The following is an 18,619-nucleotide window of genomic DNA, read 5'->3' on the forward strand; positions in this document are numbered from 1 at the left end:
GGCAATGCGCAGGTCAACCAGTTGCAGCAGGACGGCTATGCCGCGGGCCAGCTCAAGAGCGTGTCGGTGAGCAATGAAGGCCGCGTGGTCGGCAGCTATTCGAACGGCCGCAACATCGATCTCGCGGAAGTCTCAATCGCCACCTTCAACGGCGCCAACTTCCTCAAGCGCATCGATGGCGGTGCGTTCGAAGTGACCAATGAATCCGGTGAAGCACTGTACGGCAAGGGCGGCAGCATTTCCGGCTCGTCGCTGGAATCGTCGAACACCGACATCGCCGACGAATTCACCAAACTCATCATCACGCAGCAGGCCTATTCGGCCAACACCAAGGTGATCACCACCACGAACACCATGGTGCAGGATCTGCTGAACGTGATGCGCTAACGCCATAGGCCGCTTCGGCGGCCGTTCTTCCGTGAACCTTGAGAGCGACAGTTTGTCATGAGTCTGAACACCGCACTCTCCATCGCCATGGCCGGCCTGCGGGCAAACCAGGCCGGGCTTGCGCTTGTCTCGTCGAATGTCGCCAATGCGGAAACGCCCGGCTATATCCGCAAGGCCACGGACCAGATCGCCGTTACTGCCGGCGACGGCAGCAGCGTTCGCACCATCGGTGTCAATCGCGAACTCGATCAATACATTCTCGCGCAGCTTCGGACCGAGACATCGGGAGCGGGTTATGCGTCGCTGAGGTCGAGCTATCTGCAGCAAATGCAGAGCCTCTACGGCGATCCCGGCTCGGTCGGTTCGCTGGAATATTCGTTCAACGCGCTCACCTCTGCGGTGCAGGCGCTGTCGACGAGTGCCGACAGTTCATCGGCGCGCATCGGCGTGCTCAATGCCGCCAAGACGCTGGCGCAGCAGTTGAACTCGATGACGCAGGGGATTCAGAATCTGCGCAGCGGTGCCGAGAACGGCATCAAGGATTCCGTCACCACCGCCAACAATCTGATGAAGCAGATTGCGACCATCAACAATCAGTTGACGGCCAATCCGCTCGGCGGCACCTCCACCGACGCCAATACGGCAGCGCTGCTGGACCAGCGCGACCAGTATGTCAATCAGCTCTCGCAGCTGATGGATATCCGCGTCACCACCAATGGCGCCAACCAGGTGACGGTGTTCACCGGCTCCGGCGTGCAGCTGGTCGGAAACACGGCAGCGACGCTGCGCTTCGATGCGCAGGGAACTGTTTCAGCTGGCACCGCATGGAATGCCGATCCCTCGAAGAGCACGCTCGGTTCGGTCGTGATCGACCTGCCGAACGGTGGCTCCATCGACCTGACCGCGACCGGTGCGATCAAATCCGGCACCATTGCGGCCTATACGGAGCTGCGCGACAAGACCCTGGTCGAGGCGCAGAACCAGCTCGACCAATTCGCGGCATCGATCTCGAGCGCGCTGTCCGACAAGACCACGGTCTCGCCGGCCCCGGTGGCGCCGGCGACCGACTATGCGCTCGATGCGTCGAAGCTGCTCGCGGGCAACACGATCAATCTCACATACACCGATGCGGCGACGGGCAAGCAGCAACAGATCACGCTGATGCGGGTCGATACGCCCGACGCGCTGCCGTTGAAGGATACGGCGACCGCCAATCCCAATGACAAAGTGATCGGGATCGATTTCTCGCAGGGCACCGCCGGCATCCTGAACCAGATCAACAGTGCGCTCGGCGGCAGTGTCACCTTCAGCGGGACATCGCTATCGTCGCTGTCGGTCACCAGCAATCCAGCCTTTGCAACGATCAACAATCTGTCCACGACGGTGACGCAGCCGCCGGGCACGCTGGCCGATGGCAGCGCGCAGTTCTCGCTGTTCACCGATAACGGCTCCGCCTATAGCGGCGCAGTCGGTGCCAACGGATCGCAGATGACCGGCCTGGCCGGTCGCCTCACGGTGAACAACGCGCTGGTCGCAGATCCGTCCAAACTCGTCACTTACAGCTCCTCGACCCTGGCCGGCGACACCACGCGGTCGTCCTTCATGCTGAACCAGCTCACCAATGCGAGCTTCACTTACGGCGCGCAGACCGGCACCGGCAGCACGAATGCGCCGTTCACCGGCAATCTGCTCAGCTATATGCGGCAGTTCGTCAGCCAGCAGGGCTCCGCGGCGGAGTCGGCCAAGCAACTGGCCGATGGCCAGAACGTGGTGCTGAACACACTGGACAAGAAGATGGCGGACTCGTCGGGCGTCAATATGGACGACGAGATGGCGCATCTCCTCGCATTGCAGAATGCCTATTCGGCCAATGCGCGGGTGATGTCGACCGTGAACGAATTGTACAAATCCCTGATGAACGCATTCTGAGGCCATCATGACAATCAGCGGCGTTGGCGGGCGGACCTCCTATATCGGCACCGGCATTCTCAATCTGCGCAGTCAGCTCGACACGCTGACGCAGCAGCTGTCGAGCGGCAAGATCGGCAACACCTATTCCGCGCTCGGCAGCGGCGCCAGCCTGTCGATCGCGCTGCGCGCGCAGATCACGACGGTGGCGTCCTATGCCGACACGGCCACCAATCTCAACACGCGGATCGGCGTTGCCAATCTGTCGCTGCAGCGGCTGGTGGCGATCGGCACGGAAGTGAAGGGGGCCGCCGTCAGCGCCGGCGGCAATTTCGATAATACCGGCCAGACGCCTGGACAGAAGACGGCATCGCTGAACTTCTTCGACAGCGTCGACATGCTCAACGCCCGATCGGGCGACCGTTATCTGTTCTCGGGTCGCGCCACCGATACGGCGCCGGTGGCGCCGGCCGACCAGATCATGAATGGCAATGGCGCAGCGATTGCCGGCCTCAAGCAGGTGATCGCCGAGCGCAACACGGCCGATCTCGGTGTCAACAATAACGGCCGTGTCGGCACCACCGTTGGTGCGCCGACCACGACCACGGTGGCCATCACCGAAGAAGACATGACGCCTGCGCCGCCTGCGGCGGCGTCGCCATTCGGCATGAAGATGGCCAGCATCTCCACTACGATCGCCGGCGCATCGGTGACGCAGCCATCGGCCGCCACACCGCAGCAGAAGTCGATGTCGGTCAATCTCGGCACCAGCACGCCGCAGGTCGGCGACCAGGTGAAGGTCACGATGACCATGCCGGATGGCACCACGGAAGACATCGTGCTGACGGCGTCGGACAAGACACCGCTGCCGGCGAATTCCTTCGCCATCGGCGCGGCCGACCCGAGCGCGACGCCACCGGTGACGGCTGCGGAAGCCACCGCGATCAATCTGAATACGGCGCTCGGCAGCGCCATGAAGGATCTCGCCAACGGCCCGATGGTCGCCGCATCCGCCATCGAGGCCGGCGAGAACTTCTTCGACCAGCCGCCGCTGCGGGTTGGCTCGACGCCGGCCGGCTCCGCCACCACGCTGGTCGCCGGCGATGCGAGCAATACCGTCATCTGGTACAATGGCGAGCAGGACAGCGCCGCAAATGGCGCTGCGCGCGGCGCCGCGGTGTCGCAGATCGATACGTCGATCACGGTGCAATATGGTGCCCGTGCGGATGAGCAGGCGCTGCGCAACCAGCTGCAGACGGTCGCGGTATTCGCCGCGGTTGCCGTCGATGCGAACCGGCTGAGCGATCCCGATTACGCCAAGAGCGCCAATGCGCAGATCACGGCCTTGAACCAGCGCGTGGCGCAGAACCTCGCCGACGTGCCCGGCCAGCAGACGGTCGAGAACATCCAGGCCGACTTTGCGGGCGCACAGGCGGCGATCAAGTCGAGCACGGACCGCCAGGTGCAGACCAAGGCGATGGCGCAGACCATGCTCGACAGTATCGAGGGCATCAACAATGACGAGGTCGCCACCAAGATCCTGGCGCTGCAGACGGCGTTGCAGGCGTCGTATCAGACGACCTCGACGCTGTATCAGATGAGCCTCGTCAAGTTCCTCTGATCCCAACAGGCGAGGGCGCGCGCGCCTGCGAACTGACAATGCGAAAAGAAGCCCGGCTCTCGCGAGTCGGGCTTCTTTCTTTGTGCGAACAAACCTTGTCTGGCATCCTAAGAATGTTTTTCTGATATTGTTTTATCTAAGGTTGAATTCATGGTCTGACGCGTGATCGCCTCGTCGATTTTCGCGTTGCCGGGTACCGAAGCAGCACAGAAATACAACCTGAAAGACCGTGCGCTCATGTTGGAAATGGCGATGCGAACCACTGCGTCTTTCGCGAACTACCTGAGTGATATGAGGAAAGTGAGTTCGCCGCGTCGATCGTCCTGAAATGCATCAAGTAGTATGATGATATGAATGCACCCTTAGGGCGTGAATCGCCTATTCCTGCAGTGGTTTCGCGAATTCGCCGACTGCAGATGCGCGCGCAAAATTAATCGCGTGCAGCCTGGTTAAGGATCCCTCTCGACGCATGCCGAAAGCACAACCGCTTCGGTTGTCAGGTACCTCAATCATGCGCGTGGTATCTGCATCCACATATCGCGAAAGCGATTGATACGATTACGGAAAGCCTGAATTTCAAGCGGTTCGCAGCGTTTTGAAAGGGGGCGTTGTGGTAGTTTTATGCACCTACAACGGGTGTTGAATCTGCGCGATTGGTTTTACGCATTGTTAGAGTCTGGAGTTCATCGTCGCCGCCGTCGATCAAGAAGATCGTTGTTTCAGTTTACCAGGAAGGTAACCAAACATGTCCGGCATTACACTCTCGTCGTCCGTCCGTCAGAACCTGCTCTCGCTGCAGTCGACTGCTGATCTGCTCTCCACCACGCAGAACCGCCTCGCGACCGGCAACAAGGTCAACTCGGCGCTCGACAATCCCACCAACTTCTTCACTGCCCAGTCGCTGAACAATCGCGCCAGCGACATCAACAACCTGCTCGATGGTATCGGCAACGGCGTCCAGATCATTCAGGCTGCCAACACCGGCATCACCTCGCTGCAGAAGCTCGTCGACTCCGCGAAGTCGATCGCCAACCAGGCTCTCCAGGCCACCGTTGGTTACACCAAGTCGGCTGCATCCAGCTCGATCTCGGGCGCAACTGCTGACAACCTGCTCGCCACGACCGCTCAGGTCACGAGCTCGGTGACGTCCAGCACCGTCTACAACAACGCCACCCAGACCTTCGTTGCCACCGCTGGTGCTGCCGGCTCTGCTCAGCAGAACAACCGTACGTCGACCGGTGGTACGACGCAGGGTACGCCTGTTACTGACGGTACCAATCCGATCACCACGGGTACGGCACTGAACGCGCTCGCCACCCCGCTGACCGCTGGCAACAGCATCACTGTCAACGGCACCACCATCACGATCACTGCGGCCGGCACTGGTAACCAGAGCGCGACCGAAGTTCGTGCTGACGACACTGTCGCCAACCTGTTGACCGCGATCAACACCGCCTCGGGTGGTACGTCGAGCGTCAACGCTGGCGGCCAGATCACGCTGACCGCTGCTGCCGGTACGTCGCTCAACATCGCCAACGCCTCGGGCACGCCGCTTGCTGCTCTGGGTCTCGGCACCGGCGGTGCCTACAACGGCACCTCGCCGTCGGCTGTAACGGCTGCCACCACGCTCCGTGGCGCAGCGGGCCCGGCTTCGAACGCTCTCGGTACTGCATTCACCACCGCCGACACCATCGTTGCCAACAACACCACCATCCGCTTCTTCGACTCGGGTGCTGGCGGTTCGGCTGGTACGGCTGCGAACTCGGTCTACCTCGATCTCGCTTCGGCGACGGTTGGTGGCGCTGGCGCCAACAGCCTGCTGGGTGCGATCAACACCGCAACCGGTGGTACGTCGGCGATCGACGCAACGACGGGTGCGATCACGCTGACCACTGGTACGCTCGCCGACATCTCGCTGTCGGGCACCGGCGTCGCCAAGATCGGCCTGGGCGCTACCTACGATCAGACCCGCACGTCTTCGCCTGCAACCGCAGCGACGATCAGCGGCGCAACCACGCTGAAGGGCAATGTCGGCACCAACTCGCTGTCGACCGCCTTCACCACGGCTGACACGATCACCGTGAACAGCAAGACCATCGCCTTCTTCGATTCGTCGACGGGTGGTGCAGCCGGTTCTGCCGCAAACACCAGCTATCTGGATCTCGCAACGGCCACCGTTGGCAGCGTGCTGACCCAGATCGACGCCTATAGCGGCGGCACCGGTTCGGCCGTTGTGAGCGGCAAGACCACGCTGAACGCTGGCACCACGGCCGATCTGCAGATCGGTGGTACGGGCCTCGCCAAGCTCGGTCTGTCCGCAGGCACCACGGCTGCGAGCACCCCGGCTAACGCTGGTCTCACCGGCCAGACGCTGACCGTCGGCAAGACCGGTACCAACGGTGTCGATCTGTCGATCACCTTCGGCACCAACGATGCCGCTGGCGAAGTGTCGAACCTCGACGAGCTGAACAAGGTACTTGCAACGAACAACCTGCAGGCCTCGATCAGCACGACCGGCGTGATCAAGCTGACCACGACCAACGACGCTGCTTCGTTCACGATCGGTGCGATCGGCGGTTCCGCCACCAACACCGGCAACCTGTTCGCTGCTTCGACGGTCTCTTCGGCTCAGGCCGATGCGGCTTCGCAGGCAACCCGTGCAAGCTTCGTCGCCCAGTACAACCAGGTGATCGACAACATCCGCACCACTGCTCAGGACTCGTCGTTCAACGGCGTCAACCTGCTCAACGGTGACACGCTGTCGCTGACCTTCAACGAAACCGGCAAGTCGAAGCTCGACATCTCTGGCGTCAGCTTCGGTCCGGACGGTCTGGGTCTGTCGGCACTGACCGCCGGCACCGACTTCATCGACAACAGCGCGACCAACAAGGTTCTGGCGTCGCTGACCTCGGCCAGCTCGAAGCTTCGTTCGCAGGCTTCGGCCTTCGGTTCGAACCTCTCGATCGTGCAGATGCGTCAGGACTTCTCGAAGAACCTGATCAACGTGCTGCAGACCGGTGCGTCGAACCTGACGCTCGCCGACACGAACGAGGAAGCGGCCAACAGCCAGGCGCTGTCGACCCGCCAGTCGATCGCCGTCTCCTCGCTCGCGCTGGCCAACCAGTCGCAGCAGGGCGTGCTCCAGCTGCTCCGCTAAGCGCAGCTCAAGAACCGAAACAGAAGGCGGCGGGGGAAACCCCGCCGCTTTTTTTCGTTGCGTCAAGTTTCGTTGCGCAAGGCAGCCCACGAGCTGCCTTTTGTCGTTTGATGCGTCAGGGCAGCCTCAGGGCTGCCCTTTTTCGTTAAGAAGACCTTGATCGCGTCGATTCCCGTTTACCATTCGAGGGACGGGCTATTTCGGCAAATTATTTTTGCAACTAAAGCGGGACAATCTAAGTGATTGATTTCTCAATCGCTTATAGGTGTTTGTGTGCTAGAATTACACCTTCTAGCTTTAAATTCTGCCTCTTATTTTACCAACTCTTAAGCTGAGACGCCTCATCCTACCACCTGAGCCCAAGAAGGGCCCAGTTGTGTCTACTAGGAAGGTATCAAGGTATGTCCAGCATCACCCTTTCGGCATCCGTGCGTCAGAACCTGCTGTCCCTGCAGTCGACCGCCGAATTGCTCTCCACTACCCAAGGTCGTCTTTCCAGCGGAAACAAAGTTAATTCCGCGCTGGACAACCCCACGAATTTCTTCACCGCGCAGTCGCTGAATTCGCGCGCAAGCGACATCAACAATCTGCTCGACGGCATCGGGAACGGCGTGCAGATCATCCAGGCGGCCAATACCGGCATCACCTCGCTGCAGAAGCTGGTGGACAGCGCCAAGTCGATCGCCAACCAGGCGCTGCAGACGACCGTCGGCTACACCAAGTCGAGCGCGACCGGCGCCGCCAACAAGGGCATCACCGCCAACGACCTGCTCGGCACCACCGCCGCCGTGACCAGCTCGGTCACCGGTACGCAGCTGGCCAACAATGTTTCCGCGACATTCGGCAATGCGATCGTGGCCGGCGCGTCGGTCGTCCATAGCGACTCGACGGTGGTGGTCTCGGGTGCGACCACCGGCAGCAGCGCCGCCCGCGTTGCCACCGACAATGCCGATACGGTCTTCACCGGCACCACGCTGACGAACGCCGCAGGCACCGCGGCCGCCGTCACCGGCGCCTCGACGCTGACCAATGCGGCCGGCTCTGCCACCCAGATCAATCTGGCGGCGCTGGACGGCAAGACCATCAAGATCAACGACGTCAGCATCACCTTCGACTCGACCCCGGCGGCTGCGGGCATCACCGGCGATGCGACCGACGGCTTCACCGTCGATATCTCGGCCAACTCGGCGGTGACGCTGGACCGTCTGCTCGAGACCTTCGATGTCGCCATGGGCAACACCGATGCGGCGCATAAGTCGTCCGTGGTCGGCGGTCAGGTGGTCCTGCACACCGGTGACGGCACGAAGAATGTCGACTTTACGGGGTCGCTCACCGCCGATCTGAATGCGCTCGGCCTCGGCACGGCGATCTCGACGACCGGCCCGCTGGGCCTGACCAATGCGGTCGGTGCGCCTCTCGATACGGTGTTCACCGGTGGCGCGAAGAATGCCACCGACGGCACGGCGATCGATGCTGCGACCACGCTGGCTGGCACAGCCACGTCTAACTCGATCAATCTTTCCACGCTGATCGGCGAGACGCTGACGATCAATGGTGTCGAGCTTCGCTTCGTCGATGCGACAACGACCGCTATCGTAGGTGACAACGATGACGGCTACGACATCAATGTCGGGACCGGTTCCACGGCGACGATGGCGCAATTGCTCGAGACGATCGATGCGGCAATGGGCAATAGCAGCCCCACAGAGACGACCCTGACGACTGCCGGCGCGATCGAAATCCACACCGGCAACGCGAATGCGGTCACCATCGGCCGAAGCGCAGGCTTCACCAATGCGATGCTGACCACGCTTGGCCTCAACGCCTTGACGGACAGCAACGCCGCCCCGGTGACGATCAGCAACGCGCCGGCCGCACCCACTGCGCTCGCAGTCAATCACGCTGCCGGGCCGACCTCGACGATTGCCGCCAACAGCCTGCTGTCGGATATCGGTATCGCTGCCGGTCAGTCGCTCGTGATCAACGGCCAGACCATCACCTTCGGCAACACGCCTGCGACCGCGCCGTCCGCAACCGGCAACAACATCAACCTCGCCAGCGGCACGGTTCAGGATCTGCTGGACTCGATCAACGGGATCTTCGGCAGCGCCACCGGTCACGGTGTCGCCAGCTTCGGCACCGGCGCTGATGCCGGCAAGATCCTGCTCAATGGCGGCACGGCCAATGCAACGCTGACCGTTGCGGGTTCAGCAGGAGCGCTGACCTCGCTCGGCCTGACGGCGAACATCTTCAACCGCGTGGAAGCTCCGGCGACTGCTCAGCCGCCGATCACCGGCTCGACCAAGCTCTCGAACGCCACGGCGAGCCCGACCTCGAACGGTCTGGCCAATGACATCGTCAAGGGCGAGAAGATCACGGTCAACGGCAAGACGATCGAGTTCTACGACTCCTCGTCCACTGGCTCGAACATCGCTGCCGGCACCGACGTCGATACGACCTATCTCGATCTGGCGACGGCGACCGTCGATGATGTGCTCGGTGCGATCGATGACATCACCGGCGCCACCGGCACCAGTGCATCGAACGTTTCGACGGCGACTGGCACGGCCGGCAAGATCAATCTCAGCACCGGCACTACTGAAGACCTGGTTCTGGGCGACGTTCCGGTTGGCGCAGGGACTGCCGGCTCGGTGCTCGCCAAGCTCGGCCTGGTCGGTGGAACGACGGCGCGGGTGTCAACCCCGGCGACCGCTCCGGCGATCACCGGTGCGACCAAGCTGAGCGGCGAGGTGGGTGAAGACTCGCTGAAGACCAGCTTCGCCGTCGGCGACAAGATCACGGTCAATGGCACCGAGATCAGCTTCGTCGCCTCCGGCGCGACCGGCAACGACGTGAATATCACCGACAGCGTCGATGCGCTGCTGGCCAAGATCGATGTGATCAGCGGTGGCTCGGGCTCGAAGGTCGTCAACGGCAAGGTCCAGCTCAATGCTGGTAATGCCGCAGATCTCGTGATCAGCGACAACGGCGTCGGTCCGCTCGCCGGCTCGGTGCTGAAGAAGCTGGGCCTGGAAGCCGGCACCACCAAGAAGAGCTCGGCGATCGATCCCGGCCTGACCGGCAAGACGCTGACCATCGGTGCGACCGGCGGCGCCAAGGAGCCGATCACCATCACCTTCGGTACGGATGATGCGGCTGGACAGGTCTCGACCCTCGACGAGCTGAACAAGAAGCTTGCCGTCAACAACATGCAGGCTTCGATCAGCACGACCGGCGCGATCACCCTGACCACGACCAACGATGCGGCCTCGGCCGATATCGGTGCGCTCGGCGGCACGGCGACCGATCCGGGCGGCATCTTCTCGGGCGTCACGGTGAACAACGCCCTGAAGGATCCGAACTCGCAGGCCACCCGTGCCAGCCTGGTCGCGCAGTACAATCAGGTCATCGACCAGATCAAGACGACTGCGGCCGACTCGTCCTTCAACGGCGTCAACCTGCTGTCGGGCGATACGCTGTCGCTGACCTTCAACGAAACGGGGACGTCGAAGCTCGATATCACCGGCGTCAACTTCGGACCGGAAGGTCTGGGTCTGTCGTCGTTGCTGTCGGGGACCGACTTCCTGGACAACGCGTCGGCCAACAAGATCCTCACCGGCCTCAACGATGCGTCGACCAAGCTGCGTTCGCAGGCATCGAGCTTCGGTTCGAATCTCTCTGTGGTGCAGATCCGTCAGAACTTCGCGAAGAACCTGATCAATGTGCTGCAGACCGGTGCGTCCAACCTGACGCTCGCCGATACGAACGAGGAAGCGGCCAACAGCCAGGCGCTGTCGACCCGCCAGTCCATCGCGGTCTCGTCACTTGCTCTGGCCAACCAGTCCCAGCAGGGGGTGCTGCAACTGCTCCGCTGATTCCTGCTGACCGGAAAGACTGACAGAACGTCGCAACGGCGGGGGAAACCCCGCCGTTGCCGGCGTTTTGGTGCGTTGTTGAGCCTGTTTGCAACGCTTTGAAGTTGCGCGATTTTTCCATTTTGGGACAGTTTGGGGCAAGCCTTAATAGGCTGTTAACCATATTTTAAATCGTCCGCGCGCATATTCGGCCTGAGCAGGAAGCAGGCAGGCCGAGAATCGGCCGTACTTGATCCGGTGACACCCCTCAGGGGTGCGTCGAGGTCCCTCTTCCAGAAGGGCGTTGAACATCACCGGCTGCATCGCTGCGACCTCGAGTCGTAGGCGGCTGCCATGCGGCGCGGACCTGAAGGTCCGGTCTCCGCAAGGAACAGGAAGGTCACAACATGTCAGGCGTAGTTCTCTCGGCGTCCGTTCGCCAGAATTTGCTCTCGCTGCAATCGACAGCCGATCTGTTGGCGACCACGCAAAGCCGGCTTGCCAGCGGCAAGAAGGTCAATTCCGCGCTCGACAACCCGACCAATTTCTTCACCGCCGCCGGCCTCGACAGCCGCGCAGGCGACATCAACAATCTGCTCGATGGCATCAGCAACGGCGTGCAGATCCTGCAAGCCGCGAATACCGGCATCACCTCGCTGCAGAAGCTGGTGGACACTGCGAAGTCGGTCGCCAACCAGGCGCTGCAGAGCAATGTCGGCTACACCAAATCATCGTTGACGACGCCGGCCAATGCCGGGGCCAATGCTGACAATATTCTGGGCGGCACGGGTATCGCCAGCGGCTCGATCGCCGGCTCGGTGCTCAACAACAATCACACCGGCGCGATCACGCCGGCGGTCAATGCAGGCAGCATCGTCAACAACAACCATCTCGGCGCCTATCAGAGCGCTGCGACGGTGGGGTCGGCGTTGAACAGCGACAATACCACGACGACCGCCCAGAATGGCTCGACCAATCTGTCGGGCACGGCAGGCGCGGGTTCGAACAATCTGGCCACTGCTTTCACCGCGAGCGACACCATCGTCGTCAACGGTACGACCATCGCCTTCAACTCGGGCGCCGGCACCACCGGCTCGGCGACTGCGGGCACGCTCTCGATCGACATCACGACTGGCGATGTGGACGAAGTTCTGGCTGCGATCAACGCGATCTCGGGCGGCACGTCATCCATCTCGGTTGGTGGCGCCATCACGCTGAATACGGGCACGACCAACGACCTGATCATCAGCGGCACCGGTCTTGCGAAGCTCGGTCTGACCGGCGGCACGACCAACCGCACCAATGCTGCGACGACCCCGGCGCCGATCACAGCCGGTACGCGTCTCGCCGGCACGGCGACCCCGACTTCCAACGCGCTGCCGACAGCGCTGACCACCACCGATACGATCACCGCGAACGGCCAGACCATCGCGTTCTTTGACAGCGGCGCAGGCGGCTCGGCCGGCAGTGCGGCGAACACGACCTATCTCGATCTTGCAACCGCCACGGTGCAGAGCGTTCTGACCGAGCTGGACACGATCACCGGTTCGGCCACTGGCGCCTCGACGGTGACGGCGGGTGGCCAGGTCAATGTGAGCACCGGTGTCGCTCAGGATCTCGTGCTTGGCGGCACAGGTCTCACCGCGCTGGGTCTCACCGGCGGCACGACCGCGCGGACCATCGCTCCCTCGACCCCGGCGCCGATCACCGCTGCCAGCAAGCTCAGCGGTACCGCCGGTCCGACGACGAGCGCGCTGACCACACAGTTCACCGCGACCGATACACTCGTCATCAACGGCAAGACGATCTCGTTCAACAACGGCACCGGCACCGTGGGTAGTGCGGTCTCGGGCACGCTGTCGATCGATATCACCACCGGCACCGTCAACGACATCCTGCAGGCGGTCGATGCGATCACCGGCGGCACCGGCTCCGTCGTCTCGACGGCCGGTATCGTGACGCTGCAGACGGGCGTGGCGTCGGACCTGACGCTTGGCGGCAACGCGCTCGCGAAGCTCGGTCTCACCACCGGCACGTTCCAGCGCACGCCAGCAACGGGTGGCCTCAGCGGCCAGACGCTGACCATCGCTGCGACCACGACGAACACCACCGCGACGAACATCACCTTCGGTACCAATCCCGGACAGGTCTCGACGCTGGCGCAGCTGAATGCGGCATTGCTGCCGAACAATCTGCAGGCGGTGATCTCCACCACCGGCGCGATCACCATCACGACGTCGAACGACGCGGCATCGTCGACCATCGGTGTGATCGGCGGCTCGGCCACCACCACGGGCAACCTGTTCAACGGCCTCAACCCGACGGTGCCGACACCGGATCCGGTGTCGATGTCGGCGCGTGCGCTGCTGGTCGAGCAGTACAACAACATCGTCAACCAGATCACCACGACGTCGCAGGATGCGTCGTATAACGGCATCAACCTGCTGAACGGCGACACGCTGAAGCTCGTGTTCAACGAGACCGGCAAGTCGACGCTGAACATTCCCGGCGTGACGCTGTCGCCGGAAGGTCTCGGCCTGCCGGTGCTGCAGCGCGGCCTCGATCTGCTCGACAACAACTCCGCAAACGCGCTGCTGAGCCAGCTCAATGCCGCGAGCACGCGCCTGCGCTCGGAAGCATCGACGCTCGGTTCGAACCTCTCGATCGTGCAGATCCGTCAGGATTTTGCGAAGAACCTGATCAACGTGCTGCAGACCGGCTCGTCCAACCTGACGCTGGCCGACACCAACGAAGAGGCGGCCAACAGCCAGGCGCTGTCGACCCGTCAGTCGATCGCGGTCTCGGCGCTGGCGCTGGCCAACCAGTCGCAGCAGAGCGTACTCAAGCTGCTCCAGTAAGGCTGGCGACAAAGCGAAAGACGTTGCGGGCGGCGGGGGAAACCTCGCCGTTTGGCTTTCTGGATACACCGTTCGCAGAAGCGCCCGTGGTATTCGGATGACTGGATAAATAGCCGCAATCGTCGTATTTTGACGGTTCCGAAGGGTGTCGTGCCCGCGTGTACATGTCCGTTCTGCACAGACGGAAAGAGGAGATCGGAATGCCATTGCGAGTGGAGCTGAAGCCGGGTGAGCGAATCATCATCGGTCAAAGCGTGATCACCAATTCCGATACGCGCACGGCGTTCCTGATCGACGGCGATGCGCCGATCTTGCGCGAGAAGGATATTCTTACAGCTGACACGGCGAACACGCCGGTGAAGCGTATCTATCTCTGTGTGCAGATGATGTATCTCGAGAACGATATACCGGCGTATCAGGAACTCTATCTCGGTTTTATCAAGGAACTGATCGAAGCAGTGCCGAGCTATCGCGAGCCTCTTGGGGAAATTAGTAAGCTAATCTTAAGTGGCCAACTTTACAAAGCACTCAGGGAATTGCGTCCGCTGATGAAGCGGGAAGAAGATTTGCTGAGGTAGTTTCATGTCAATCGGTGCCAATGCCTACGCACGTACTGCTCAAACCACGGCATCACCGCGTGACATCGAAGCCCAGGCTCTTCTGAAAGCAGCACGCAAGCTGCAGGACGTGATGACCGATCTCGGCCATACCGACGCGCAGTTCGAAGAAGCGCTGCTCTTCAATCGCAAGCTCTGGTCGATCTTCGTCGGTGATGCGATGAATGACAGCAATCCCGAATCGATCGAGATCCGGCAGAACATTGCCAATATCGGCATCTTCGTGTTGACCCAGTGCGCTGCGTTGAAGCTGCAGCCGGACGCCACGAAGCTGCAGTCGATGATCGATATCAATCGCAACATCGCTGCCGGCCTCAGCGGCCGCGGTGCGTGATTGCCGGCGTAACGCGTTGTTAACGCGCGCTGCTGCCTAGTGGCGCTGCATTTCGGCTGGCGCTTCCAGCCAATTCCAGATCGCGAGGACAGTCATGGCCGACGCACTCAGCATTCTTGCAACAGCGTACAAGACCACCACGCCGATCACAGCAGGCAAATACGTGCCGGTGGACGCCGATGCCTATAAAGGGAGCTGGAAGGGGACTTACGCCAACGGCAAGAAGTTCGAAATCGCCATCTCGCAGGTCAATGGCTTTCGCGCCCAAGTGCAGTACAAGAGCGAGGGAACCGTCAAGTATCAGCAGGTGCTGATCAAGGACAATTCCTTCCGCGTCGGCGATACCAAATTCCAGATGACGGCCGACAACAAGGCGACGATCAAAAACGTCGTGACGGATGCTGCCACCAACAGCACCTATCTCGATACGGCGTTCGCAATCCGCGACGTCTGACGCTCAGGCATTCCGATCGGTCTCGATCCGGCGATCATGAAGCATGGCATCCTGCTTCGCCGCATCCATCGCGCGCAGATAGGCACGGGTCCGCAGCCGCGTTTCTTCCGGATACTGGTTGATGATCTGGTTGGTCTTCTTATCGACCGACACATAGACGATCTGCCCGGCATCGCGATCGATGATCACGCCCTTGGAAATGCGGTCGCTATCCACCTGCTGATAGTTTGCGGGTGAGACATTGACATGCGAGACGCCAGGCGCGGCGGTGACGGTCTTGTCTGGCGGCAGCTGAGTCGGCACGGCTTCGCGCACCGCTTCTGGTACGGGTCGTGTCATCGCTGCAACAACCGGTGCCCCCACCGGCTTGATTAAATAGTCGGTACTCATGGTAGCCCTCCTGGCTCCACAGACGAATCCCGACCCCTTTCCCAAACGCCAAGAATACACCGGACGCATGAATCCGGCGCTTACTTCCAAACTAAGATTTGATTCAAATACGAGCGAGACCGTAGGGCGGATAGGGCGTAGCCGTCATCCGCCGGCCGATTTAATTGCTGAAGCTCTGCGGCGGATTACGCTTCGCTCATCCGCCCTACCGTTTTACAGCGAGCGGCTCATGACGAGCGGCGTCATGTTGGCGCGGCCCGGCTGTGCTTGCCGGCCGGCGGCCGTATATGTCTGCGGGATATTGCGGCGCTGCATTTCCGCATTGACGCCGCGCACGATGCCTTCGGACACCGCATGTGCGGTAGCGAGCACGGTGAGATTGACCTGCAGCATCGCACGGAAGACATCGTGATGCTTGCGCAGTGCCTGCAGCAGATCGGGGGTCGTGCTGGCGAGATAGGTCTGGCTCATCTTCAGCAGCGTGATCATGGTGATGTAACGCTTGGACATATCGGCCTTCGGCGGCTCCAGCTTGATCGCCTCACGGATATTGCCGGCGCGGACCAGCGCAGTTTCCTGCTCGATGATGGCGAGGAGATCGTTCATCACCTTCATCAGGCCGTCAGCGAGCTGACGCGCTTCCATCGGTGTTGCGACCGAACGTGGTGCTGCGATCGGAGCGGCTTGCTGGCGCAATGCATTGTTCATGGCGGTGTCCTCTGCGATCAGTTGGCGGCAGGTGTTGCGGCCGATTTGCTCGTGGCCGCGTTGGTCGAGCCTTGGGCCTGCTGGATGATCAGTGAACGAAACACTTCATTGGAGATGCCGACGCCACCGGCCTTGGCGAAGGATTTCGAATATTCGTCGGTGAGCATCGAGCGCCATACGCCGGTGCCGGTGGTTTCACCGAACGGGCCATCGCCCTTGATGCCCGAGGTCATCTGCGAAAACATCGAATTGAGAAACATCGCCTCGAAGTCTTCCGACTGCTTGCGCGTCTTGGCCTGCGCCTGCGGCGAGACTTTCTGCAACGCGTCGATCAGCGTCTGGTCGGGGCGGCCGTTGAGGGTGGGGTGCTTGGCCTGATAGGCGGCGGCTGCGTCGATGCCATACATCACATCACCTCGATATCGGCCTGGATGGCACCGGCAGCCTTGATGGCCTGCAGGATGCCGATCAGATCGCGCGGCCCGATGCCCAGACCGTTGAGGCCATCGACGAGCTGCTGCAACGAGACGCCGTCCTTGACGATGGCGAATTTCTTGCCGTCCTCGGTGACGCCGACGCGGGTCGATGGGGTTACGACCGTACGACCGTTGGAGAGCGGCGCCGGCTGGCTGACATTGGCGCTTTCCGAGATCGTGACGGTGAGATTGCCCTGGGCGACGGCGACGGTGGCGACACGCACGTCGCGGCCCATCACGATGATGCCGGAGCGCTCGTCGATGATGATCTTGGCAGCCAAGTCAGGCTCGACCTGCAACTGCTCGATCTCCGTGAGCAGCGCGACGACATTGCCCTTGAACTCGGCCGGGATCGACATCTGCACGGTGGAAGGATCGATCGGCTCCGCAGTCTTGCTGCCGAGGAAGTCATTGACCGCAGCGGCGACGCGCTTGGCGGTGGTGAAATCCGGATTGCGCAGTGCGAGACGGACGTTCGGCAGCCGGTTCAGCGCAAACTCGATCTCGCGCTCGATAATGGCGCCATTGGCGATGCGGCCGACCGTCGGCACGCCGCGGGTGATGCTGGCGGCAGCGCCTTCGGCAGCAAAGCCGTTGATGGCCAGGGAACCCTGGGCGACCGCATAGACATTGCCGTCGGCGCCGAGCAGGGGGGTGACCAGCAGGGTGCCGCCGGTGAGGTTCTTGGCATCGCCGAGCGCTGACACGGTGACGTCCATGCGAGTGCCCTGGGTGCCGAACGCGGGCAGGTTGCCGGTGACCATGACGGCAGCGACGTTACCGGTGCGCAGCGTCTGGCCGCGGATGTTCACGCCCATGCGCTCCAGCATCGCCTGCAGCGACTGCCGGGTGAAGGGAATGTTGTTGAGGGTGTCGCCGGTGCCGTTCAGGCCGACCACGAGGCCGTAGCCGATCAGCTGGTTCTGCCGAACGCCTTCGATATTCGCGAGATCCTTGATCCGCGAGGTCGCATGGGCCGATGCCATCGACAGCACAAGCGCACACAGCGCGGCGCAGGCCGTCTGATAGAATCGGATCGAAGTCAGGCTCGACATCCTCTGCTCCCCGCTGAGGTCTTTTCACGCAGACATCGCCACTCCCATAGCGGTGTCCAGCATTAGCAATGCGAGCGCCGTGCCAGTCTTCAGGGTGCGGTCATCCTTATGATTTTGCTGGACAAAATATTCTGCAGCGAGCTTCGCCAGGCGTCGGTGCCGAGTCGAAACTGCCGCTGCCGGCAGATTTTGCCGGGCCATTTACGTTTGATTAACCATAAACCGCGAGGGTGCAGACAGGGCCACCGGCTTCCGCTTTGCTTGTCGCGGGACTGGGATGTGGCCCCTGTGCGGACCGGAAATGGCCGCCATTTCGCTGGACCTTGCCGATGCGCATTTACGGACCCAACGGCACCACGCTCGGAACCCCTTCCTCGGGCACGAAGAAGACCGGTTCGGGAACCTTTTCGCTGCCTGACGCGGCTCCTGCGGCCGATGCGCGCCCGACCGCGGCCCCCCGCGCCGCCAACAGCATCGATGCACTCATTGCCATGCAGAGCGTCGAGGACCCGACCGAGCGCCGCAAGAAGTCGGTGCAGCGCGGCCGCGGCGCACTTGATGTGCTCGACGAACTGAAGATCGGCCTGCTGTCCGGGGCGATCACGCCTGCCACCGTGGCGCGTCTGCGCACGGCTGCGGCGGACCTGAAAGCCACCTCGGGCGACCCAGGCCTCGACGCCGTGCTGTCCGAAATCGAGCTGCGGGTCGAGGTCGAACTCGCCAAGGCCGCGCGCACCTGAGCTTCGAAACTCTCCAGATCGCCAAAGTTCCAGTGGAGAACCCGGCCGGGGACAGGTCCG

Annotated in this window: 14 protein-coding genes; 10 read left to right on the top strand and 4 right to left on the bottom strand. The window is 62.0% G+C overall.

The window, feature by feature from the left end; all coding sequences use genetic code 11:
• The 9 genes from ACIQ2A_RS21425 to ACIQ2A_RS21465 all read left to right on the top strand — a co-directional run.
• Positions 1-387: flagellar hook-basal body complex protein (locus ACIQ2A_RS21425; protein ID WP_398483136.1), on the top strand; the 387-nt coding region annotated here is incomplete at its 5' end.
• 57 nt (positions 388-444) lie between these two features.
• Positions 445-2,316, top strand: coding sequence for a flagellar hook-associated protein FlgK (gene flgK / locus ACIQ2A_RS21430; RefSeq protein WP_398483138.1), 1,872 nt, complete (start codon positions 445-447; stop codon positions 2,314-2,316).
• 7 nt (positions 2,317-2,323) lie between these two features.
• Positions 2,324-3,916 (top strand): flagellar biosynthesis protein FlgL, encoded by a 1,593-nt coding sequence (locus ACIQ2A_RS21435; protein ID WP_398483140.1) that lies wholly within the window; start codon positions 2,324-2,326, stop codon positions 3,914-3,916.
• A gap of 745 nt (positions 3,917-4,661) precedes the next feature.
• On the top strand, positions 4,662-7,073 hold the full coding sequence (locus ACIQ2A_RS21440; protein ID WP_398483141.1) for a flagellin: 2,412 nt from the start codon (positions 4,662-4,664) through the stop codon (positions 7,071-7,073).
• 401 nt (positions 7,074-7,474) lie between these two features.
• Positions 7,475-10,948: a flagellin gene (locus ACIQ2A_RS21445; RefSeq protein ID WP_398483143.1), complete on the top strand. Its 3,474-nt coding sequence runs from the start codon at positions 7,475-7,477 to the stop codon at positions 10,946-10,948.
• Positions 10,949-11,334: 386 nt separating this feature from the next.
• On the top strand, positions 11,335-13,785 hold the full coding sequence (locus ACIQ2A_RS21450; protein ID WP_398483145.1) for a flagellin: 2,451 nt from the start codon (positions 11,335-11,337) through the stop codon (positions 13,783-13,785).
• 200 nt (positions 13,786-13,985) lie between these two features.
• Positions 13,986-14,363 carry a flagellar biosynthesis repressor FlbT gene (flbT, locus tag ACIQ2A_RS21455; protein WP_398483147.1) on the top strand — a complete coding sequence of 126 codons (378 nt, stop codon included), beginning with the start codon at positions 13,986-13,988 and terminating at the stop codon, positions 14,361-14,363.
• A 4-nt stretch (positions 14,364-14,367) separates the two neighbouring features.
• On the top strand, positions 14,368-14,736 hold the full coding sequence (gene flaF / locus ACIQ2A_RS21460; protein ID WP_398483149.1) for a flagellar biosynthesis regulator FlaF: 369 nt from the start codon (positions 14,368-14,370) through the stop codon (positions 14,734-14,736).
• 94 nt (positions 14,737-14,830) lie between these two features.
• Positions 14,831-15,190, top strand: a complete 360-nt coding sequence (locus tag ACIQ2A_RS21465; RefSeq protein WP_398483151.1) for a hypothetical protein — start codon at positions 14,831-14,833, stop codon at positions 15,188-15,190.
• A gap of 3 nt (positions 15,191-15,193) precedes the next feature.
• On the opposite strand, the gene ACIQ2A_RS21470 is transcribed toward ACIQ2A_RS21465, so the two are convergent.
• The 4 genes from ACIQ2A_RS21470 to ACIQ2A_RS21485 form a co-directional block, all read right to left on the bottom strand.
• Complete coding sequence (locus tag ACIQ2A_RS21470) at positions 15,194-15,580, bottom strand: hypothetical protein (RefSeq protein WP_398483153.1); 387 nt, start codon at positions 15,578-15,580, stop codon at positions 15,194-15,196.
• Between the two features lie 213 nt (positions 15,581-15,793).
• Positions 15,794-16,288: a hypothetical protein gene (locus ACIQ2A_RS21475; protein WP_398483155.1), complete on the bottom strand. Its 495-nt coding sequence runs from the start codon at positions 16,286-16,288 to the stop codon at positions 15,794-15,796.
• 17 nt (positions 16,289-16,305) lie between these two features.
• Positions 16,306-16,695 carry a flagellar assembly peptidoglycan hydrolase FlgJ gene (gene flgJ, locus ACIQ2A_RS21480; RefSeq protein ID WP_398483157.1) on the bottom strand — a complete coding sequence of 130 codons (390 nt, stop codon included), beginning with the start codon at positions 16,693-16,695 and terminating at the stop codon, positions 16,306-16,308.
• Positions 16,695-17,819: a flagellar basal body P-ring protein FlgI gene (locus tag ACIQ2A_RS21485; protein WP_398483159.1), complete on the bottom strand. Its 1,125-nt coding sequence runs from the start codon at positions 17,817-17,819 to the stop codon at positions 16,695-16,697. Before ACIQ2A_RS21485 ends, flgJ begins: the two co-directional genes overlap by 1 nt.
• A 329-nt stretch (positions 17,820-18,148) precedes the next feature.
• On the opposite strand from ACIQ2A_RS21485, the gene ACIQ2A_RS21490 reads away from it, so the two are divergent.
• Entirely contained in the window at positions 18,149-18,559 is a 411-nt protein-coding gene (locus ACIQ2A_RS21490) for a flagellar assembly protein FliX (RefSeq protein ID WP_398483161.1), read from the top strand.
• The last annotated feature ends 60 nt before the right edge of the window (positions 18,560-18,619 follow it).

The sequence above is a fragment of the Tardiphaga sp. genome (genome assembly GCF_044336785.1).
In the GTDB taxonomy this organism is placed as follows: domain Bacteria; phylum Pseudomonadota; class Alphaproteobacteria; order Rhizobiales; family Xanthobacteraceae; genus Tardiphaga.